This window comes from Azovibrio sp. (assembly GCF_049658005.1).
In the GTDB taxonomy this organism is placed as follows: domain Bacteria; phylum Pseudomonadota; class Gammaproteobacteria; order Burkholderiales; family Rhodocyclaceae; genus Azovibrio.
The window spans coordinates 1-18,785 of the sequence record NZ_JBASOH010000007.1 but is presented as its reverse complement, the minus strand read 5'-3'; the positions used below and the strand labels follow the sequence as shown (position 1 = coordinate 18,785).

The following is an 18,785-nucleotide window of genomic DNA, read 5'->3' as shown; positions in this document are numbered from 1 at the left end:
CTTTTTTTATTGGGTTATAACTTGATGCCTGCCTTGCCGTCCCCGTTCCCTCTGCTGAAAGTCAAAAACAAGTCACTCCTGCCCATCGTGCAAGGGGGGATGGGGGTCGGAATCTCGGCTCATAAGCTGGTGGGGGCGGTGGCAGCCGAAAATGCGGTAGGCACGGTGGCAAGTGTCGACCTGCGCCGCCATCACCCGGACCTGATGGAAATGACCTCCCGTATCAAGGATCGGGATGCCAACAAGCTGGCCATCTGGAAGGCCAATTGCATCGCCCTGGATCGGGAGATCAAGGGCGCTCAGGAGATCGCCAAAGGCCGGGGCTTGATCGCCGTCAATGTGATGCGGGCGGTGTCCCAGTATCAGGAGTATGTGCGCCAGTCCTGTGCCTCCGGGGCCGACGCCATCGTGATGGGGGCCGGCTTGCCGCTGGATCTGCCGGAACTGACCGCTGATTTCCCCGATGTAGCCCTGTTTCCCATCCTTTCCGACGTGCGCGGCGTGGTGCTGACCCTGAAGAAATGGATGCGCAAGAACAAACTGCCGGATGCCATCGTGATCGAGCACCCGGCCTATGCGGGCGGCCACCTGGGGGCTGCCAGGAAGGATGAGCTGGAAGACGAACGCTTCGACTTCGAGGTGGTGATACCCGGGGTGCTGCAAGCCTTCAAGGATCTGGGCATCGAATCCGAGAACATTCCCCTGATCCCCGCCGGTGGTATCAACAGTCACGAGAAAGTGCTGGACATGTTCAAGCTGGGGGCCTCCGCCGTGCAGCTTGGCACCGCCTTTGCCGTCTCCGAGGAAGGCGATGCCCATATCGAATTCAAGAAAATCCTTGCCGGCGCCAAACGTGAGGATGTGGTGGAATTCATGAGCTGTGCCGGCCTGCCGGCCCGGGCCGTGCGCACTCCCTGGCTGGAAAAATACCTGGCCCGGGAAGAACGCCTGATGAAGGCGGCCGAAACCAAGGATCACCAGTGTACCCTGGCCTGGGACTGCCTGGTGTCCTGCGGTCTGCGGGATGCCAACCCCAAGCATGGTCAGTTCTGTATCGACCATCAGCTGGCCGCCGCCGTACGCGGCGACGTGCAGAAGGGTCTGTTCTTCCGGGGCAAGGCCAGTCTGCCCTTCGGTTCGGCGATCCGCCCGGTCCATGAACTGATCCACTACCTGCTCAGCGGGGAAAAGCCCCAGCTCGCATGACGCAAATTCCAGGCACCGGGAATCGGGTCCTGGTCCCCTGTTCGGCAGGGCAGGACCTGGTCCGCATCGTTCAGATCAACGAGGAAATAAAATCCATCGTTGCCGTGGCATTCAAGATCAACATCATGGCCTTGAATGCCATTTTTCTGGCCAAGCGAGCCGGCACCACGGCCTTGGGGTTTGGTGTGCTCTCCAACGAGCTGCGCGTCTTTTCCCAGGATCTGAAGACGGCCATGGGCGGCCTCGGCGGCGCGATCCACAAGGCCGTCACCGAAGTTTCGGTATTGCTCCAGGATCAGCGGGTCCTGCGCTTGCTGCAGGAAGCCGAACGCCTGAGCGGCGGCAATGCCCGGGTACGGGAGGCTGTGCTGGCGCGGCAGGAGAAGCTGGAAAGCCACAAGGCAAACCTGGCTCAGCAACGGCGCCAGCTGAAGCTGGTGCTGGGCAATGTCGCTCAACTGGTCGAACTGGGCGGGGTGCTGGCCAAATCGGCCAAGATCGAGGCCGCCTACGGGCAAGCCTTCTCCTTTGCCTTGTCCCAGGTGTCCGGTGAATTTGATGGCGTGGTGGAGGAAATCCGCCTCTCCCTCAGTCATTTGAACAAGTCTGGTTTTTTTGCCCGAGGTAGGTCGCAATGAAGGCAAGCCAATGTTTTTTTCAGGATGGCGAACACAAATGGGTGGCCATCGTCCGCGATCCCGACCGGCCGGATGCCCTGATTGACACCAACGAATACCTGGTGGCCTGCAACGGTTCCGGCCTGCTGCTGGACCCGGGCGGCGCCGAAATTTTTCCCGCCGTGTTTTCCGCCCTGTCCTCCGGATTTGATCCGGCATCCCTGGTGGGGCTATTCGCTTCCCATCAGGATCCGGACATCATTTCTTCCCTGGCCCTGTGGCTGGAGTTCAACCCCAGGCTGCCCTGTTATGTGAGCTGGCTCTGGGCTTCCTTCATTCCCCATTTCGGGGGCAGCGCCGAGAGTTTCGTTGCCATTCCCGATGAGGGTATGGAGATCAATCTGAATGGCCTGCCACTTCAGGCGGTGCCGGCGCACTACCTGCATGCATCGGGAAATTTCCATCTTTACGATGCCCGGGCCAAGGTGCTGTTTTCCGGCGACGTGGGAGCGGCGTTGCTGCCTTCCAGGACGGAAGGGCTGTTCGTGGAAAACTTCGATGCCCACATCCGCCATGCCGAAGCCTTCCATCGCCGCTGGATGGGCTCCAATGAAGCCAAGCGGGCCTGGTGCGAACGGGTTTCCCGGCTCAAGATCGACATGCTCTGCCCCCAGCACGGCGCCATTTACCAGAATCAGGATGTGGAGCGTTTCATCAACTGGTTTGACGGCCTCAGGGTGGGTGTAGCCGTCGGCTGAATCGGCCGCACTTCCCCGCCAGGGGTTGATCCTGTCCTGATCATCATCACAATGACCCGCCCTGGCCGTGGCGGGAGACTGTGCCCCTGTTTTTCATCGTGTTGCACCGGATGCTGCCGTTCTTTACAGCCCCGGTCATTCCCCAGCTCGAAGCCTGGCAGCCCGATGGAGCCCTGTTCCTGATTGCCGGAGATCGTTGGCATTGCCTCCTGGTGTTGCAGGGGGCTGTGCTGTAGCGCTCTCTGGGTGAGTTCTGGCCGGCGGTGCTTTTGCCGATATCATCAGCGCGGCACTGACGCATCAGCCCATGCCCTGGGGTGCTTGAGTGGCTCGAATCGTCCCAGCTGGCGCACCAGCAGGCGGTAGATGTCTTGATCGAAGGCCGGGCGTGAGGTGTTCAGGAGGGAGGGGAGGTCGCTCGTGTCACGGATGCTGCCCAGGTAGCGCCAGGCATCTACGAGGTGGGCTTCGTCGCCTTCCCGCAGCAGGGCCGGGCCGTTGTAGGGCCAGGGCTGGAGCTTGTGGCGGATGAGGGCGCCGATCAGCCGCATGCTGTGCTGGGCCGGGGTTTCCCGGCCGATGCAGGCGCCCTTGCAGCGTTTGGCCGTGATGCCGCAGCAGGGCTTGCCCGGGGCGGTCTGTTCCAGCCCCAGAAGGGTGTCGCAGAGGCCTTGTTCCGTCGCCAGGGCGCGCAGGATTTCCAGGGCTTCGCGCGGGCTCTTGAAGAGGCCGTAGCAGGGGGTGTCCAGGGTGAAATCCTGCGCATGGGCCTCGACCAGGCAGGGTTTCAGCCTGCCTTCACCGAGGTCGTCCAGCCGCCAGGTCAGGAGGACGGAGCTGGATTTCCGCGGGCGGTTGTGGAGTGGCTGGAGTGTTTTGACCAGGCGATCTTCCAGGAGTCGGGCGCCAATGTCGCCCGGACATTCCTGCCAGTCGAGTCGACGAATCTCCTGATGCATGCGCAAATTCCGGGGGCTGGTGAAATGGCTGAAGACCTGCTTGCGCAGGTTCTTGGCGCGGCCCACATGGAGGGCCTGGTCGTCGGTGCCGAAGAAGCTGTACACCCCGGCTGCCTCGGGCAGGGCTTCGACGGCCCGGGCCTCCAGGTGCGGCGGCAGGCGGGTCTGGCTTATCTGGTTTTTCATGGCCGCGGCGATGGCGGCGGGCCCGGGCTCGGCCTGAAGGGTCTGCCAGAACTGGTGGATCAGGCTGGCGTCCGCCAGGGCCCGGTGGCGGCAAGGCGCGGTCAGTCCGTGGCGCTGCATCAGCGCATCGAGGTTGTGCTTCTGGTGTTCCGGAAACAGCTGGCGCGACAGCTTCACCGTGCACAGGGTGTCGGCCTGGAAGCGTAGCCCGGACCGGGCGAATTCCTGCTTGAGAAAGCCGTAATCGAAGCGGGCATTGTGGGCAATGAACAGCCGTCCCTGGAGCCTGGCGAAGAGCGGGTCCGCCAGTTCGGCAAAGGTGGGGGCTGTAGCCACCATGGCGTTGCTGATGCCCGTCAGTTGCTCGATGAAGGGGCTGATCTCCACGCCCGGGTTCACCAGGCTGCTCCAGCTTTCCTCCTGTTCGCCATCCATCAGCACCATGCCGATTTCGGTGATGCGATCCGTGAGCGGGTTGGTGCCGGTGGTTTCCAGGTCCACGAAGGCGAGGGCGGCGGGAATTTCCATGGTGAATGGCCTGATGACCGGGGCGAAAGCTGTCGCTATGGTCTATATTGAAGTACAGGATATGTGTTGCATTGAAAGGAGAACATCATGGGTGGCTTCGACGTTCATTTTGAACCCTGCGCGGCAGTGGGGGAAATGGTCATTACCGACCAGACTCAGTTGGAATGTGCGCATGAGCACGAATGCCCGCCGGGTCGGCAATGTCCTCTGGATGGTGATTTTGCCGAGGTTTCCGGGCTGGTGGAGGAGATTCCGCCCGAACTCCATGTGCAGGTGCCTCTTCACCATTGAGCACCATTGAGGCTCAGGCCTGCAGACGGAGGGTCCGATGGGGCTGGATGGTCTGCAGCAGGGAGGTGAAGATTTTCGGGGTGCCGGCTACCAGATTGCCGGTGTTCAGGTAATTGGCTTCGCCAGAAAGGTCGCTGACCAAGCCGCCCGCTTCGGAAATCAGGAGGGTGCCGGCAGCCATGTCCCAGGGAGCCAGGCCGAATTCCCAGAAACCGTCCAGACGGCCTGCGGCCACATAGGCCAGGTCCAGGGCAGCAGCACCGGGACGGCGCAGGCCTGCGGTCTTCTGGGTGAGTTCCTTGAAGATTGCCAGGTAGGCGTCTTCATGGTCGAAGACCCGGTAAGGAAAGCCGGTGCCGATCAAGGCTTCCTGCAGCTTCAGACGCTTGGAAACGCGGATGCGCCGTTCATTGAGGAAGGCGCCACCGCCTTTGCTGGCGGTGAACAGTTCGTTGCGGTTGGGGTCGAAGACCACGGCTTGTTCCACTTGGTTGCCCTTGGCCAGGGCAATGGAGATGGCATACTGGGGAAAGCCGTGGATGAAATTGGTGGTGCCGTCCAGCGGGTCGATGATCCACTGGTATTCAGACTCGCCGCCCTGTCCCGGGGTCTGGCCCGACTCCTCTGCTAGAATCCCGTAATCAGGATAGGCCTCCTGGAGGATTTCGATGATGGCCGCTTCGGCGGCCTTGTCCACCTCGGTGACGAAATCATTGGGCTGCTTGCTTTGCACCTGGATCAGGTTCAGGTCCAGGGAGGCGCGGTTGATGATCTGGCTGGCGCGGCGCGCTGCCTTGGTGGCGATGTTGATGGTTGGATGCATGTAGTTTAAAGAACCCCGGGGCAGCGTTGCCATGTCGGTGACGCTGCCCGTATTGTTTTCGACGAAGCCGCCATTTTAATATGAACCCGACCGACGTGCTTGATCGTATCTCCATCGTGCTTTCCCGTACCAGTCATCCAGGCAATATCGGATCAGCGGCCCGGGCCATGAAAACCATGGGTTTGTCCCGTCTGGTGCTGGTATCCCCGAAATGTTTTCCCGATCCGGAGGCCGACACACTGGCTTCCGGAGCTTCCGATATTCTGGTTTCGGCCCGGGTGGTGGATAGTCTGGATGCCGCCCTGGCGGATTTTGTCTTCAGCCTGGCGGTCTCGGCTCGCTCCCGGGACCTGGGGCCACCGCCCATGCTGGCCCGGGAAGGGGCGGGCGCCCTGCTGCAAGAGGCTGCGGCGGGCAAAGAGGTGGCCCTGGTGTTTGGCCATGAAACCTCCGGCTTGTCCAATGACGAGGTTCAGCGTTGCCATGGGGCAGTGATGATCGCTGCCGATCCGGGCTTCAGTTCTCTCAATCTGGCGGCTGCCGTGCAGGTATTGTGCTACGAATTGCGCCTGGCGGCCTATGCCGGTGCCCCGCCTCTGCCGGCGGGAATTACTCCCTTTGTCTCCCCGCCCGCGACCCATCGGGAACAGGAAGGTTTCTACCGCCACCTGGAGCAGGTGATGGTCGCTTCCGGCTTTCTGGATCCCGCCCAGCCAAAGCGCCTGCTCCCCAAATTGCGGCGGATGTTCGGGCGGGCACGATTGGAGCGGGATGAGGTGAATATCCTGCGGGGGGTGCTGACCGCCGTGGAAGCCTGGAGAAAATGAATCGCTATTCTTGATGGAAATAGTCGGGTATTTTACAATCCGGTCCCCAGAAGCAAGGAGTATCACCTCTCATGTTCCAGACCCTGTGCGAAGATGTTCGATCGGTTTTTGACCGGGACCCTGCTGCGCGTTCGTTCTGGGAGGTGCTCACCTGCTATCCGGGCATCCATGCCTTGATCCTGCATCGTCTGGCCCACTGGCTCTGGGGGCATCGCCTGCGCTGGCTGGCCCGGTTTACGGCCCATCTTTCCCGCTGGCTGACGGGCATCGAGATTCATCCGGGGGCATCCATCGGACGGCGTTTTTTTATCGACCATGGCATGGGCGTGGTGATTGGGGAAACCGCCGTCATCGGGGACGACGTCACCCTCTATCACGGCGTCACCCTGGGCGGCACTTCCTGGAACAAGGGCAAGCGCCATCCCACGCTGGCGGACGGGGTGGTGGTGGGCGCGGGGGCCAAGGTGCTCGGTCCCATCACCGTGGGCGCGGGAGCCAAGGTGGGCTCCAATGCGGTGGTGACCCGGGATGTGCCGGCCGGAGCCACGGCGGTGGGCATCCCTGCCCGTATTCTTGATGAAGCGCAACGGGAGCGTGAGGCTCAGGCCGCCAGGCTGGGTTTTTCCGCCTATGCGGTAGGGCAGGATCATGATGATCCCCTGGCCCAGGCCATTCACGGGCTGCTGGACCATGCGGCGGAAACAGACCGGCGTCTGGTGCTGCTGCTGGCGCATCTGGAAGAGGCCGGGGTGAAGGTGGCCGATGTGGTGGAAAGTGCCGATGAATTCGATTCCGAATACCTGAGTAAAATAGTTGACTAATGTCGGTCGGAGCCGCTATAGTTGACCTTGACGCTAAGGTATTTAAGGAGAGAGCACCATGCGCTTGACCACCAAGGGACGTTTTGCCGTAACTGCCATGATGGACCTGGCTTTGCGGGATGAGAATGCACCGGTCGCCCTGGCCGGCATCAGCGAACGCCAGAATATTTCCCTTTCCTATCTGGAGCAGCTGTTTGGCAAGTTGCGCCGCCATGCCCTGGTGGAAAGCGTGCGGGGCCCCGGTGGCGGCTATCGTCTGGCCCGGGCCATGGACGATATCAGCGTGGCCGACATCATCCGTGCGGTGGACGAGCATCTGGATGCCACTCAGTGCGGCGGTCATGAAAACTGCCATGAAGACCACCGCTGCATGACTCATGAACTGTGGACCACCTTGAACCGCAAGATGTACGACTACCTGGCCTCGGTATCCCTGGGCGGCCTGGTGAATCAGCATCTTGCCCGGCAGGCCGATGGTCAGGAAGCGCGGGTCGTGCTGGAGGACCCGCGTGCCACCCCCGCTCCTGCCCTGCGCCCGGCCAAGGCCGGCAAGCAGCGGGTTTCCCTGGTCGCCTGAGCCCGAGACCGCCGTGTTCGCTCCCGTCTATCTCGATTACAACGCCACCACCCCCCTCGATGCCCGGGTGCTGGAGGCCATGCTGCCCTATCTGCGCGAGCAGTACGGTAATGCTTCCAGCCGCCACGAGTACGGCCGGGCGGCGCGGCGGGCGGTGGATGCGGCACGCCAGCAGGTAGCTGCCGCAGTGGGGGCCCATCCTACCGAGGTGTTGTTCACCAGTGGTGGCAGCGAAGCCAACAACCTGTTCCTCAAGGGCGCGGCGGCGGCTTTTCGCAAGGCGGGCGTCCTGGCCGTCAGCGCCATCGAACATCCCTGTGTGCGCAACACGGCCCGGCAACTGGAGCGGCAGGGCTGGCAGGTTTTTGAACTGGCGGTGGATGAGGCCGGGCGGGTTCTGGATTTTGCGCTGGATTTTGCGCCGGAACAAAAGCCCCGGATGATTTCCGTGATGCTGGCCAACAATGAAACCGGGGTCATTCAGGATCTGCCCGCGCTGGCCGCGCGTGCCAGACCCTCCGGTGCCCGCTTGCATACGGACGCGGTTCAGGCTTTGGGCAAACTGCCCGTGGATTTTCGCGCGCTCAACCAGGCCGGGGTCCATGCCATGACGGTTTCTGCCCACAAGATCTACGGTCCCAAGGGGGCGGCGGCCCTGATCGTGGACAAGCGGGTCGAGCTGGTCCCCCTGATTGCCGGCGGCGGCCAGGAACGGGGCTTGCGCTCGGGGACCGAGAACGTGGCGGCCATCGTCGGCTTTGGCCTGGCTTGCGAACTGGCGGTGTCCCGGCTCGCCACCCTGCCGATCCGCCTGGCCGGGTTGCGGGGCCGGCTCGAAGCCGGGCTGCAGGCCCTGGGGGCCGTGATCTTTGGTGGCGCGGCCGAGCGGCTGCCCAATACCAGTTACTTCGCTTTTCCTGACCTGGATGGGGAAACCCTGGTGGGCAAGCTGGATCGGGCCGGTTTCGCCGTGGCCAGCGGTTCCGCCTGTTCCAGTGCCCATCCCGAACCTTCCCATGTGCTCCAGGCCATGGGGGTATCCGGGCAACTCTCCCGGGGTGCCGTGCGCGTCAGCCTGGGGGCGGAAACTTCGGAAGAAAATATTGATCAATTCCTCGAGGCCCTGGCAAGCACCGTAGTCGGCCTCAAGAACCTGACGGCACTCAGCACCAAGACCGTCTGCATTAACGGAGCGACAGCATGAAATTGCCCATCTACCTGGATTATTCCGCCACCACCCCGGTGGACCCCCGCGTGGCGGAGAAAATGATTCCCTATCTGACCGAGAAATTCGGCAACCCGGCTTCCCGTTCGCACAGCTTCGGCTGGGAGGCGGAAGCTGCCGTGGAAACGGCGCGGGAGCAGGTCGCGGCGTTGGTGAAGGCGGACCCCAAGGAAATCGTCTGGACTTCCGGTGCCACCGAATCCAATAACCTGGCCATCAAGGGCGCCGCCAACTTCTATGGCGGCACCAAAGGCAAGCATCTGATCACCGTCAAGACCGAGCACAAGGCGGTGCTCGACACCATGCGGGAAATGGAGCGCCATGGGTTCGAGGTGACCTATCTGGACGTGCAGGAAAATGGCCTGATCGACCTGGAAGTCTTCAAGGCCGCCCTGCGCCCCGACACCTGCCTCGTCTCGGTGATGTTCGTGAACAACGAGATCGGCGTCATCCAGCCGATTGCCGAGATCGGCGAAATCTGCCGGGAGAAGGGCATTCTCTTCCATGTCGATGCGGCCCAGGCCACTGGCAAGGTGGAGATCGACCTGGACCAGCTGAAGGTGGACCTGATGAGCCTTTCCGCCCACAAGACCTATGGCCCCAAGGGCATCGGCGCCCTCTATGTGCGCCGGAAGCCCAGGGTGCGCCTGGAGGCCCAGATGCACGGCGGCGGCCATGAACGGGGCTTTCGTTCCGGCACCCTGGCGACCCACCAGATCGTGGGCATGGGCGAGGCCTTTCGCATTGCCCAGGAAGAAATGGCCGCGGAAAATGTCCGCATCGGCAAGCTGCGCGACCGGCTTCTGAAGGGGCTGTCCGGCATCGACTGCGTCTATGTGAATGGCGACCTGGAGCAGCGCGTGCCGCACAACCTGAACATCAGCTTTGCCTATGTGGAAGGGGAATCCCTGCTCATGGCCATCAAGGATCTGGCGGTGTCTTCCGGTTCTGCCTGCACCTCCGCCAGCCTGGAACCTTCCTACGTGCTGCGCGCCCTGGGGCGGGACGATGAGCTGGCCCACAGTTCCATCCGTTTCACCCTCGGCCGTTTCAATACCGAGGCCGAGATCGACTACGCCATCGACCTGCTGCACCAGAAGATCGGCAAGCTGCGGGAGATGTCTCCCCTGTGGGAAATGGTCCAGGACGGCGTCGACCTGAGTACCGTCCAGTGGGCTGCCCACTAAACCAGAATTCAAGGAGAACAACATGAGCTACAGCGTAAAAGTGATCGACCACTACGAGAACCCCCGCAACGTGGGGGGCTTCGACAAGGACGATGCGGATGTGGGGACCGGTATGGTGGGCGCTCCGGCCTGCGGCGACGTGATGAAGCTGCAGATCAAGGTGGGCCAGGACGGGGTGATCGAAGATGCCAAGTTCAAGACCTACGGCTGCGGTTCCGCCATTGCCTCCTCCAGCCTGGTGACCGAGTGGGTCAAGGGCAAGACCGTGGATCAGGCCCTGGCGATCAAGAATACCCAGATTGCCGAGGAACTGGCCCTGCCACCGGTTAAAATCCACTGCTCCATCCTGGCCGAGGACGCCATCAAGGCTGCCGTGGCCGATTACAAGAAAAAGCATTCCGAGTGAGGTGAATCATGGCAGTGACCTTGACCGAAAAAGCGGCCGAGCACGTCTCCAGCTTTCTGGAAAAGCGCGGCAAGGGTGTCGGCCTGCGCCTGGGCGTCCGCACCAGCGGCTGCTCCGGCATGGCCTACAAGCTCGAGTTCGTCGATGAGGTGGATGGCGAGGATGAGGTTTATGAAAGCCACGGCATCAAGGTGTTCGTGGATGCCAGGAGCCTGCCCTACATCGATGGCACCGAGCTGGACTACACCCGGGAAGGTTTGAACGAAGGTTTCAAGTTCAATAATCCCAACATAAAGGACCAGTGCGGCTGCGGCGAAAGCTTCAACGTCTGAGCCCGTTTGGCAGGGCGGTGTTGCTGCGGGCTTGCCATGCTCCAGGCACGGTCTTCGCTCTTGCGCCCAACCCTTCCAACCCGCCCAACCCGCCTTCGCTTTGAGCGCAGGGCAGCGTTCAAGCGCTGCGTTTGATCAGAGGTGACCCTGTGGACCTGAGCACCGATTTCTTTTCCCTGTTCCATCTGCCCCGGGCTTTCCGGATCGATCTGGCGGAACTGGACGCCCGCTACCTGGAAATTCAGGCCCGGGTGCATCCGGACCGCTTTGCCCATGCGGGGGAGGGGGAGCGGCGGCTTTCCATGCAGTGGGCTACCCGGGCCAATGAGGGGTACCAGACCCTGAAAAAACCCCTGGAGCGGGCCAAATACCTGCTGCATCTGGCCGGCTACGATCTGCAAGCCGAAAGCAATACCGCCATGGCTCCCGAGTTCCTGATGGAGCAGATGGAGTGGCGCGAGGCGGTGATGGAGGCCAGGCGCGGCGGCGATCACCATGAGCTGGAACACCTGCACCACCGCCTGCGCCAGGATCTGCGCGGCCGCTACGAGGAACTGGCCGTCCTGCTGGACGATGAACAGGACCTGGAAGCCGCCACCGAGCTGGTGCGCCGGCTGATGTTCCTGGAAAAACTGTTGCTGGAAATTGATGATGCCCTGGCTTCCCTGGAAGACGGGGAGATGGATAACTGACATGGCTCTCTTTCAAATCGCCGAACCCGGCGAATCCGCCGCCCCCCACCAGCACAAGCTGGCGGTAGGCATCGACCTGGGCACCACCAATTCCCTGGTGGCGACTGTCAGGAGTGGCATGGCCGTGGTGCTGAACGACGAGCAGGGCCGGCCGCTTTTGCCCTCCGTCGTGCGCTACCTGCCCGACGGGCAGGTGGAAGTGGGCTACGCCGCCCAGGCCTGGCAGGCCAAGGACCCGAAGAACACCATCGTGTCGGTGAAGCGCTTCATGGGCCGGGGCCGGAAGGACATCGCCCATGTCGAGTCGCTGCCCTATGATTTTGTCGATGGGCCGGGCATGGTGCGGGTGAAGACCTGCGCCGGGGTGAAGAGTCCGGTGGAGGTTTCCGCCGAAATCCTCAAGGTGGCCAAGGCCCGGGCCGAAGCCCATCTGGGGGGCGAACTGGTCGGCGCGGTGATCACCGTGCCCGCCTACTTCGACGATGCCCAGCGCCAGGCCACCAAGGATGCCGCCCGGCTGGCCGGGATCAATGTGCTGCGGCTCCTGAACGAACCCACGGCGGCGGCCATCGCCTACGGCCTGGACAATGCGGCCGAGGGCATCTACGCCGTCTATGACCTGGGCGGCGGCACCTTCGACATTTCCATCCTCAAGCTCTCCAGGGGGGTGTTCGAGGTGCTGGCCACCGGTGGCGATTCCGCGCTCGGCGGCGACGACTTCGACCAGCGCATCTTCTGCTGGGTGCTGGAGCGGGCCGAACTGCCGCCCCTGTCCCCCGAGGATGCCCGGCTGATCATGACCCGGGCCCGGGAAGCCAAGGAGTTCCTCACCCGCCACACGGAAGCCCCGATCACCGTGAAGCTCGGTAGCGGTCACACCATCGATCTCACTCTGGACGTGGACACTTTCGCCGCGATCACCCGGAATCTGGTGACCAAGACCCTGCAGGCCGTGCGCAAGGCCTTGCGCGATGCAGGCCTGCGTCCCGAGGAACTGAAAGGCGTGGTGATGGTGGGCGGCTCTACCCGGATGCCCCAGGTGCAGCGGGCCGTGGCGGAATTTTTTGGCCAGGAACCGCTGAACAATCTCGACCCGGACAAGGTGGTCGCCCTGGGCGCTGCCACCCAGGCCAACCTGCTGGTCGGCAACAAGACCGGCGGCGACGACTGGCTGCTGCTTGACGTGATTCCCCTGTCCCTGGGGCTGGAGACCATGGGCGGCCTGGTGGAAAAGGTGATTCCCCGCAACGCCACGATTCCCGCCGCCCGGGCCCAGGATTTCACCACTTTCAAGGATGGCCAGACGGCCATGGCCATCCACGTCGTCCAGGGCGAGCGGGAGCTGGTCTCCGACTGCCGCAGCCTGGCCCGCTTCGAATTGCGCGGCATTCCTCCCATGGTGGCGGGGGCGGCGCGCATCCGGGTCACCTTCCAGGTCGATGCCGATGGCCTGCTGGCCGTCTCGGCCCGGGAGCAGACCACGGGGGTGGAAGCCAGCATCGCGGTCAAGCCATCCTACGGTCTTTCGGATGACGAGATCGCCGCCATGCTCAAGGATTCCCTGTCCCACGCCAAGGACGATGCCCAGCGCCGGGCCTTGAAGGAAGCCCAGGTCGAGGCCCAGCGCCTGATCGAAGCGACCCAGGCCGCCCTGAAGGAAGATGCCCACTTGCTTGACGCAGAGGAGATCCGCCGCATCGAAGCCAGTATCGCCAAGTTGCAGGCCTCGATGCTGGGGGACAACCGCCGCCAGATCAACTTGGCCATGGACGATCTGGGCCATGAAACCCAGGAGTTCGCCCACCGGCGCATGGACCAGAGCGTCAAGCGTGCCCTGGCGGGGCGCAAGCTAGATGAATTGAATGCAGAGGAGGAGAGTCCGTCATGACCCAGATCATCGTGTTGCCCCATGTGGAAGTCTGCCCCGATGGGGCTGTGATCGAAGCGGAGCCAGGCCAGTCCATCTGCGAGGCCCTGCTCGCCAATGGCATCGAGATCGAGCATTCCTGCGAGATGTCCTGCGCCTGCACGACCTGCCATGTGATCGTGCGGGAGGGCTTCGATTCCCTCCCTCCCGCCGAGGAGGCGGAAGAGGATCTGCTCGACAAGGCCTGGGGCCTGGAGCCCCAGTCGCGCCTTTCCTGCCAGGCCATCGTCAAGGACGCCCCCCTGGTGGTGGAGATTCCCCGCTACAGCATCAATATGGCCCGGGAAGGCAAGCACTGAGGAGCGCCATCATGAAATGGACCGACATCAACGACATTGCCATCGAACTGTCCGAAGCCCATCCGGAACAGGATCCCCGGCGGATCAATTTCGTCGATCTGCGCAACTGGGTGCTGGCCCTGCCGGATTTTGACGATGATCCCCGGCACTGTGGCGAGAAAATTCTCGAAGCGATTCAACAAGCCTGGATCGACGAAGTGAGCTGAGTGAGCTGAGTGAGCTGAACGTACCCGGCAGACGTAACAACGGCGGCTCGAGGCCGCCGTCGTTCATGCAGATCAGCCGGCATCAGCTTTTGGGCTGGGCCTTGGTAGCGGCCTTGCGGGTGGCGGAACCGCTGCTGGCCTTGCTGGCCTCGCTGGCTTCGTCGGCCTCGCTGCTGGTGCCGATGCTGGAAAATGCCTTGAGGTTGCTGTCCGTGATCTGGGCCATTTGCTGGGCCATGAAATTCATCCGGTCGAAGACCTGGGAACTGGCCTGGAGCATCGATTTCAGGGCAGTGGCGAAAACATCACCCCCCGCGGGCAGATTGCTCGTCGTGGCCTCGATGGCGGACTCGGCGTTTTCGGAGAGGGACTTGTAATGGGATTCCATCACACTGGTGATGTCCTTTTGCATGTTGAGGACCAGCTCATACAGGTTGTGATAGTAGGAGCGGGTACGTTCCAGACCGGGTTCGGCGATGGTGGCCTGAACCGCCAGGGCCTGCTTGGGATCCTTGGCTTCCAGCAGGTTGCTTGCGTTTTCGGCACCCGCTTGAATCCCCTCGCGCATGGCGCTCAGATTCAGGGTGGCCAGTTTTTCGATGTTGTCCAGCGTACTGCGCATCAGGGCTAGCATGGCCTCTGCATTGGCTTTCTGGGCAGCGGCAATTTGTTCGGATTTGGGCGTATTCATGAAGACTCCTCTCTGTTGATGTTGGGCGTTCTTGCGGCACGATGATAGCAGGCCTTCATGAAGAATACATGTCACTCCCTGTTGCCTGATCCAGTAGATTCAGGATGCCGTCCAGACCACTGAAGTTGAGGGCGACGCTGGCCTTGGCCCGGGTGGCGGGCTTGGCGTGATAGGCCACCGAGAGGCCGGCCTCGGCCAGCATCGGCAGGTCGTTGGCGCCGTCCCCCACGGCGATCACCTGTGCCGTGTCGAGCCCCAGCTCATTCTTGAGCCGCGCCAGATGGCGGGCCTTGGCCGAGGCATCGACGATATTGCCCAGCACCCGGCCGGTGAGCTTGCCGCCCGATATTTCCAGTTCGTTCGAGGTGGCGAAATCAAAGCCCAGTTCGATGCGCAGGCGCTCGGTGAAGTAGGTGAAGCCGCCGGACAAGAGGGCGGTGCGTAGCCCCGCGTTTTGTGCCGCTTGCAGCAGTTCGCGGGCGCCGGGAGAAAGCCGCAGGCGTTCCTCATAGACCCGGGCGAGGACCCGGGCATCGAGCCCTGCGAGCAGGGCGAGGCGGCGCCGGAGGCTTTCGCGGTAGTCGATCTCGCCCTGCATGGCGGCTTCGGTGACCGCTGCGACCTCGGCCTTCCTGCCGGCAAAATCGGCCAGTTCATCGATGCATTCGATCTCGATCAGGGTGGAATCCATGTCGAAGGCGATCAGGCCGAAATCCTGGAGGCGCAGGCCCGCCGGCATGAAGGCCCAGTCCAGGCGCTCTGCTTCGATCGCGGGGATCAGGGCATCGAAGGCCGGGGTGCGGCGGGCATCCGGCAGGCGGGTGGCCTTGGGCGGGCGGGGTTCGATGCCGCCGGCGCCCGTGGCGGCCACGAGCTTTTCCAGCAGGAAGGTAGGCAGGGCGTTGCCCTGCAGGATGAGGGTGGTGGTCATGGCAAGAAATGGGGTTTGATCCGGAGACCGCCATTTTAGCTTGCCGGGGGGCTGTCGCTTGCGGCCCGGATGGTTTATAAACTCCCTCCGATGCTCGCTTACATCTTTCGCCGCCTTCTCTATGCCGTGCCCATCCTGATCGGGGTCAACCTGCTCACCTTTGCCCTGTTCTTCGTGGTCAATACCCCGGATGACATGGCCCGGATGCAGCTCGGCGTCAAGCATGTGACCCCCGAGGCCATCCAGAAATGGAAGGCGGAGCGGGGTTACGACCGGCCCTTGTTCTGGAACCCGGAGGCGGCTGGCCTGGCCAGGGCCACCGATACCATCTTTTTTGACAAGTCGGTCCGCATGTTCGTCGGCGACTTCGGCCGCGCCGAGGATGGCCGGGACATCGCCCGGGAGATCCGTACCCGGATGGGGCCCTCCCTGGCGATTGCGCTGCCCACCTTTTTGCTGGGGCTTTGCGTCAGCATCAGCCTCGCCCTGATCCTCGCCTTCTTCCGGGCCAGCGCCCTGGATTTCTGGGGGGTGGTGAGCTGTGTTGCGCTCATGTCGATCTCCGGCCTGTTTTACATCATCGGCGGCCAGTATCTGGTGGCCAAGGTCTGGAAGCTGGTGCCCATCTCCGGCTTCGGCGAAGGGCTCGATGCCTGGCGCTTTCTCGTGCTGCCGGTGTTGATCGGCGTCGTGGCCGGCCTCGGTTCCTCCACCCGCTGGTACCGCACCCTCTTTCTTGAGGAGGTGAACAAGGATTATGTGCGCACGGCCCGGGCCAAGGGGCTGCCGGAGACCCGGGTGTTCTTCCGCCACATCCTCAAGAACGCCATGATTCCCATCCTTACCGGGGTGGTGGTGGTGATTCCCCTACTGTTCATGGGTTCGCTGCTTACCGAATCCTTCTTCGGCATCCCGGGCTTGGGTAGTTACACCATCGATGCCATCAATGCCCAGGATTTCGCCGTGGTGCGCTCGATGGTCTTCATCGGTTCGGTGCTCTACATCGTCGGGCTGATGCTCACCGATATTTCCTACACCCTGGTGGACCCCCGGATCCGCTTCGAATGATGTCCTTTCAGCCCGTCCTGCTCTGGACCGATCTTTTGCTCTGGCTGCTCCTCGGCTGCGGCGTGGGGCTGGGCATCGTCTCCGCCCACACGCTGCGCCAGGCCTGGTCGCGGCTGGGCAAGAACACCGTGGCCATGGCCACGGCCACCCTGCTGTCGGCCTTTTTGCTGGTCGGGCTACTCGATTCCCTGCACTACCGGGAACGCTTGCCGCCGGCCCCGGGCGAGGTGCGGGTGGTCTATGGGGTCGAGGTGCGCTCCGTCCTGGACGGCTTACTCAGGCAGCTCCGCGAGCAGAGCGAAAAGACCTATTCCGCCCCTTTTGCCACCCGGCTCTATGCCAAGGAAACCCTGGAGACCCCGGCCGGCCCGGTGCAGGGCTACCCGCGCCTCAAATATGGCGGCGCCCACCTGGGCGAGCACGAGGCGAAGCGGGACAAGGATGTGCTGCAGCGCGCCTTTGCCGCCGGGGTGCTCGCCTTTTTGCTCTGGCTGGGGCTCACCGCCGGGCTTACGGCCCTGCTCGCCCGGCACCAGGGGGCTTCCCACCACGAGACCTGGCAGGCCATCTGGCAAGGCGAGACGGCCTTTGCCTGGCGCGGCGTGCTGCTTGCCCTGGGCGGGCTCCTGCTGGTGTTTTTGCCTATGGCGCTTTGGGCCGGGGATTACCATGTGCTGGGCACGGACAAGGTGGGGCAGGATGTCTTTTATCAGGTGCTAAAGAGCATCCGCACCGCCCTCGTGATCGGGCTCGTCACGACGCTGGTGATGCTGCCTTTGGCGGTGGTGCTGGGCATCGTCGCCGGTTATTTCCGCGGCTGGGCCGATGACCTGATCCAGTACGTTTATACGGTGCTCAATTCCATTCCCGGCGTGCTCCTGATTGCCGCCGCCGTGCTCATGATGCAGGTACTGATCGATACCCATCCGCAGTGGTTCGCCACGGCGGCGGAACGGGCCGATCTGCGCCTTCTCGCCCTTTGCGTCATTCTCGGCATGACCAGCTGGACGGGCCTTGCCCGGCTCTTGCGCGGCGAAAGCCTGAAACTGAGGGAACTCGAATACATCCAGGCGGCGCGGGCCTTTGGCGTCTCCTCGGCGCGCATCATCGGCCGCCATCTCCTCCCCAATCTGATGCACATCGTGGTGATCGCCCTGGTGATGGATTTTTCCAGCCTGGTGCTGGCCGAGGCGGTGCTCTCCTATGTCGGGATCGGCGTGGACCCGAGCATGATCAGCTTTGGCACGATGATCAACAATGCCCGCATGGAGCTTGGCCGGGAGCCGGTGGTGTGGTGGTCGCTGGCGGCGGCCTTCGTCTTCATGTTCGTGCTGGTGCTTTCGGCCAACCTTTTTGCGGATGCGGTACGCGATGCCTTCGACCCCCGTCTCGACTGAAGCCCTGCTCGCGGTGCGCGGGCTCTCCCTCGCCATCCAGAAAACCGGGCCGGGGCGGCCGCGTCAGGTGCCCGCCGTCACCGACCTGGGCTTTGCCATCAAGCCCGGCGAGACCCTGGCCCTGGTGGGGGAATCCGGCTGCGGCAAATCCTTGAGCGCCCTCGCCCTGATGCGGCTCTTGCCCCCGGCCATCCGCATCACGGCCGGCCAGGTCCGTTTTCAGGGGCGCGAGCTGCTGGATCTGCCCGAGGCCGCCATGCGCGAGCTGCGCGGCCGGGGCATGGCGATGATCTTCCAGGAGCCGGCCACCAGCCTCAATCCCGTGCTCACCGTGGGCGCCCAGATCGGCGAAGTGCTGCTCCGCCACGCGGCCCTCGAAGGCCGCAATCTCGATGGCCGGGCCGTGCGCGAGCGGGTCGAAGCGCTGCTGCGCCAGGTGGGCATCGCCGACCCGGCGCGGCGCCTGGACGAATACCCCTTCCAGTTTTCCGGCGGCATGAAGCAGCGGGTGATGATCGCCATCGCGCTTGCCGCCGAGCCGCAGCTTTTGATTGCCGACGAGCCCACCACCGCCCTCGATGTGACGGTCCAGGCCCAGATCCTCGACCTTTTGGCAAAGCTCCAGGCCGAACGCGGCATGGCGATGCTGCTCATCACCCACGACCTGGGCATCGTCGCCCGCATGGCTCACCGGGTCGGCGTCATGTATGCCGGTCAGCTCGTCGAACTGGCAAGCCGCGAGGCTTTCTTCCAGGCCCCCGCCCATCCTTACAGCCAGGCCCTGTTCGCCGCCCTGCCCGAAGCGGTGGCGCGGGGCCAGCGCCTCAAGGC

23 protein-coding genes are annotated in these 18,785 nt (G+C 63.1%); 19 read left to right on the top strand and 4 right to left on the bottom strand.

All coding sequences use genetic code 11. From position 1 onward, the window contains the following. Nucleotides 1-24 precede the first annotated feature (24 nt). The 4 genes from WBH99_RS00560 to WBH99_RS00545 all read left to right on the top strand — a co-directional run bounded on the left by WBH99_RS00560 (nt 25) and on the right by WBH99_RS00545 (nt 2,817). A complete protein-coding gene (locus WBH99_RS00560) occupies nt 25-1,206 on the top strand; it encodes an NAD(P)H-dependent flavin oxidoreductase (RefSeq protein WP_424218150.1) in 1,182 nt (393 codons plus the stop codon). Continuing rightward, nucleotides 1,203-1,844 (top strand): chemotaxis protein, encoded by a 642-nt coding sequence (locus WBH99_RS00555; RefSeq protein WP_424218149.1) that lies wholly within the window; start codon nt 1,203-1,205, stop codon nt 1,842-1,844. The genes WBH99_RS00560 and WBH99_RS00555 overlap by 4 nt, the downstream gene beginning before the upstream one ends. After that, nucleotides 1,841-2,581, top strand: a complete 741-nt coding sequence (locus tag WBH99_RS00550; RefSeq protein WP_424218148.1) for an MBL fold metallo-hydrolase — start codon at nt 1,841-1,843, stop codon at nt 2,579-2,581. Before WBH99_RS00555 ends, WBH99_RS00550 begins: the two co-directional genes overlap by 4 nt. Before the next feature lie 80 nt (nt 2,582-2,661). Beyond that, nucleotides 2,662-2,817: a hypothetical protein gene (locus WBH99_RS00545; protein WP_424218147.1), complete on the top strand. Its 156-nt coding sequence runs from the start codon at nt 2,662-2,664 to the stop codon at nt 2,815-2,817. Between the two features lie 45 nt (nt 2,818-2,862). Here WBH99_RS00545 and WBH99_RS00540 read toward each other — a convergent pair whose 3' ends face one another. After that, on the bottom strand, nt 2,863-4,254 hold the full coding sequence (locus tag WBH99_RS00540; RefSeq protein WP_424218146.1) for an exonuclease domain-containing protein: 1,392 nt from the start codon (nt 4,252-4,254) through the stop codon (nt 2,863-2,865). 87 nt (nt 4,255-4,341) lie between these two features. On the opposite strand from WBH99_RS00540, the gene WBH99_RS00535 reads away from it, so the two are divergent. Further along, nucleotides 4,342-4,545, top strand: coding sequence for a hypothetical protein (locus tag WBH99_RS00535; RefSeq protein WP_424218145.1), 204 nt, complete (start codon nt 4,342-4,344; stop codon nt 4,543-4,545). A 13-nt stretch (nt 4,546-4,558) separates the two neighbouring features. On the opposite strand, the gene WBH99_RS00530 is transcribed toward WBH99_RS00535, so the two are convergent. Beyond that, the gene (locus WBH99_RS00530; RefSeq protein WP_424218144.1) at nt 4,559-5,368 is read right to left on the bottom strand and encodes an inositol monophosphatase family protein; all 810 of its coding nucleotides are present in this window, start codon (nt 5,366-5,368) and stop codon (nt 4,559-4,561) included. 80 nt (nt 5,369-5,448) lie between these two features. On the opposite strand from WBH99_RS00530, the gene WBH99_RS00525 reads away from it, so the two are divergent. The 11 genes from WBH99_RS00525 (at nt 5,449) to iscX (ending at nt 13,867) form a co-directional block, all read left to right on the top strand. Then, nucleotides 5,449-6,195, top strand: coding sequence for an RNA methyltransferase (locus WBH99_RS00525; protein WP_424218143.1), 747 nt, complete (start codon nt 5,449-5,451; stop codon nt 6,193-6,195). Between the two features lie 71 nt (nt 6,196-6,266). Beyond that, nucleotides 6,267-7,016: a serine O-acetyltransferase gene (gene cysE, locus WBH99_RS00520; protein ID WP_424218142.1), complete on the top strand. Its 750-nt coding sequence runs from the start codon at nt 6,267-6,269 to the stop codon at nt 7,014-7,016. Nucleotides 7,017-7,074: 58 nt separating this feature from the next. Next, complete coding sequence (gene iscR, locus WBH99_RS00515; protein WP_424218141.1) at nt 7,075-7,593, top strand: Fe-S cluster assembly transcriptional regulator IscR; 519 nt, start codon at nt 7,075-7,077, stop codon at nt 7,591-7,593. 13 nt (nt 7,594-7,606) lie between these two features. Then, complete coding sequence (locus WBH99_RS00510; protein ID WP_424218140.1) at nt 7,607-8,797, top strand: cysteine desulfurase family protein; 1,191 nt, start codon at nt 7,607-7,609, stop codon at nt 8,795-8,797. After that, a complete protein-coding gene (locus WBH99_RS00505) occupies nt 8,794-10,005 on the top strand; it encodes an IscS subfamily cysteine desulfurase (protein ID WP_424218139.1) in 1,212 nt (403 codons plus the stop codon). Before WBH99_RS00510 ends, WBH99_RS00505 begins: the two co-directional genes overlap by 4 nt. A 22-nt stretch (nt 10,006-10,027) precedes the next feature. Continuing rightward, nucleotides 10,028-10,411, top strand: a complete 384-nt coding sequence (gene iscU / locus WBH99_RS00500; protein WP_424218138.1) for a Fe-S cluster assembly scaffold IscU — start codon at nt 10,028-10,030, stop codon at nt 10,409-10,411. Between the two features lie 8 nt (nt 10,412-10,419). Continuing rightward, complete coding sequence (iscA, locus tag WBH99_RS00495) at nt 10,420-10,743, top strand: iron-sulfur cluster assembly protein IscA (RefSeq protein ID WP_424218137.1); 324 nt, start codon at nt 10,420-10,422, stop codon at nt 10,741-10,743. 149 nt (nt 10,744-10,892) lie between these two features. After that, nucleotides 10,893-11,435, top strand: a complete 543-nt coding sequence (gene hscB / locus WBH99_RS00490; RefSeq protein ID WP_424218136.1) for a Fe-S protein assembly co-chaperone HscB — start codon at nt 10,893-10,895, stop codon at nt 11,433-11,435. Nucleotide 11,436: 1 nt separating this feature from the next. Further along, the gene (gene hscA, locus WBH99_RS00485) at nt 11,437-13,323 is read left to right on the top strand and encodes a Fe-S protein assembly chaperone HscA (RefSeq protein WP_424218135.1); all 1,887 of its coding nucleotides are present in this window, start codon (nt 11,437-11,439) and stop codon (nt 13,321-13,323) included. Beyond that, on the top strand, nt 13,320-13,661 hold the full coding sequence (gene fdx / locus WBH99_RS00480; RefSeq protein WP_424218134.1) for an ISC system 2Fe-2S type ferredoxin: 342 nt from the start codon (nt 13,320-13,322) through the stop codon (nt 13,659-13,661). The genes hscA and fdx overlap by 4 nt, the downstream gene beginning before the upstream one ends. Nucleotides 13,662-13,672: 11 nt before the next feature. After that, the gene (gene iscX / locus WBH99_RS00475; protein WP_424218133.1) at nt 13,673-13,867 is read left to right on the top strand and encodes a Fe-S cluster assembly protein IscX; all 195 of its coding nucleotides are present in this window, start codon (nt 13,673-13,675) and stop codon (nt 13,865-13,867) included. A gap of 82 nt (nt 13,868-13,949) precedes the next feature. On the opposite strand, the gene WBH99_RS00470 is transcribed toward iscX, so the two are convergent. Then, nucleotides 13,950-14,558 (bottom strand): phasin family protein, encoded by a 609-nt coding sequence (locus WBH99_RS00470; protein ID WP_424218132.1) that lies wholly within the window; start codon nt 14,556-14,558, stop codon nt 13,950-13,952. 55 nt (nt 14,559-14,613) lie between these two features. Further along, nucleotides 14,614-15,489 (bottom strand): phosphoserine phosphatase SerB, encoded by an 876-nt coding sequence (serB, locus tag WBH99_RS00465; RefSeq protein WP_424218131.1) that lies wholly within the window; start codon nt 15,487-15,489, stop codon nt 14,614-14,616. 90 nt (nt 15,490-15,579) lie between these two features. Here serB and WBH99_RS00460 point away from each other — a divergent pair, with 90 nt between their 5' ends. From WBH99_RS00460 to WBH99_RS00450, 3 genes are all read left to right on the top strand, one after another. Beyond that, a complete protein-coding gene (locus WBH99_RS00460; RefSeq protein ID WP_424218130.1) occupies nt 15,580-16,557 on the top strand; it encodes an ABC transporter permease in 978 nt (325 codons plus the stop codon). Then, complete coding sequence (locus WBH99_RS00455) at nt 16,557-17,954, top strand: ABC transporter permease (protein WP_424218163.1); 1,398 nt, start codon at nt 16,557-16,559, stop codon at nt 17,952-17,954. Before WBH99_RS00460 ends, WBH99_RS00455 begins: the two co-directional genes overlap by 1 nt. Then, on the top strand, nt 17,929-18,785 hold an 857-nt coding region (locus tag WBH99_RS00450), incomplete at its 3' end, for an ABC transporter ATP-binding protein (RefSeq protein WP_424218129.1). The genes WBH99_RS00455 and WBH99_RS00450, both read left to right, overlap by 26 nt.

Coding starts and splice junctions, on each gene's coding strand:
- WBH99_RS00560 (WP_424218150.1), top strand. CDS start 25: ATGCCTGCCTTGCCGTCCCCGTTCCCTCTGCTGAAAGTCAAAAACAAG.
- WBH99_RS00555 (WP_424218149.1), top strand. CDS start 1,203: ATGACGCAAATTCCAGGCACCGGGAATCGGGTCCTGGTCCCCTGTTCG.
- WBH99_RS00550 (WP_424218148.1), top strand. CDS start 1,841: ATGAAGGCAAGCCAATGTTTTTTTCAGGATGGCGAACACAAATGGGTG.
- WBH99_RS00540 (WP_424218146.1), bottom strand. CDS start 4,254: ATGGAAATTCCCGCCGCCCTCGCCTTCGTGGACCTGGAAACCACCGGC.
- WBH99_RS00535 (WP_424218145.1), top strand. CDS start 4,342: ATGGGTGGCTTCGACGTTCATTTTGAACCCTGCGCGGCAGTGGGGGAA.
- WBH99_RS00530 (WP_424218144.1), bottom strand. CDS start 5,368: ATGCATCCAACCATCAACATCGCCACCAAGGCAGCGCGCCGCGCCAGC.
- WBH99_RS00525 (WP_424218143.1), top strand. CDS start 5,449: ATGAACCCGACCGACGTGCTTGATCGTATCTCCATCGTGCTTTCCCGT.
- cysE (WP_424218142.1), top strand. CDS start 6,267: ATGTTCCAGACCCTGTGCGAAGATGTTCGATCGGTTTTTGACCGGGAC.
- iscR (WP_424218141.1), top strand. CDS start 7,075: ATGCGCTTGACCACCAAGGGACGTTTTGCCGTAACTGCCATGATGGAC.
- WBH99_RS00505 (WP_424218139.1), top strand. CDS start 8,794: ATGAAATTGCCCATCTACCTGGATTATTCCGCCACCACCCCGGTGGAC.
- iscU (WP_424218138.1), top strand. CDS start 10,028: ATGAGCTACAGCGTAAAAGTGATCGACCACTACGAGAACCCCCGCAAC.
- iscA (WP_424218137.1), top strand. CDS start 10,420: ATGGCAGTGACCTTGACCGAAAAAGCGGCCGAGCACGTCTCCAGCTTT.
- hscA (WP_424218135.1), top strand. CDS start 11,437: ATGGCTCTCTTTCAAATCGCCGAACCCGGCGAATCCGCCGCCCCCCAC.
- fdx (WP_424218134.1), top strand. CDS start 13,320: ATGACCCAGATCATCGTGTTGCCCCATGTGGAAGTCTGCCCCGATGGG.
- iscX (WP_424218133.1), top strand. CDS start 13,673: ATGAAATGGACCGACATCAACGACATTGCCATCGAACTGTCCGAAGCC.
- WBH99_RS00470 (WP_424218132.1), bottom strand. CDS start 14,558: ATGAATACGCCCAAATCCGAACAAATTGCCGCTGCCCAGAAAGCCAAT.
- serB (WP_424218131.1), bottom strand. CDS start 15,489: ATGACCACCACCCTCATCCTGCAGGGCAACGCCCTGCCTACCTTCCTG.
- WBH99_RS00460 (WP_424218130.1), top strand. CDS start 15,580: ATGCTCGCTTACATCTTTCGCCGCCTTCTCTATGCCGTGCCCATCCTG.
- WBH99_RS00455 (WP_424218163.1), top strand. CDS start 16,557: ATGTCCTTTCAGCCCGTCCTGCTCTGGACCGATCTTTTGCTCTGGCTG.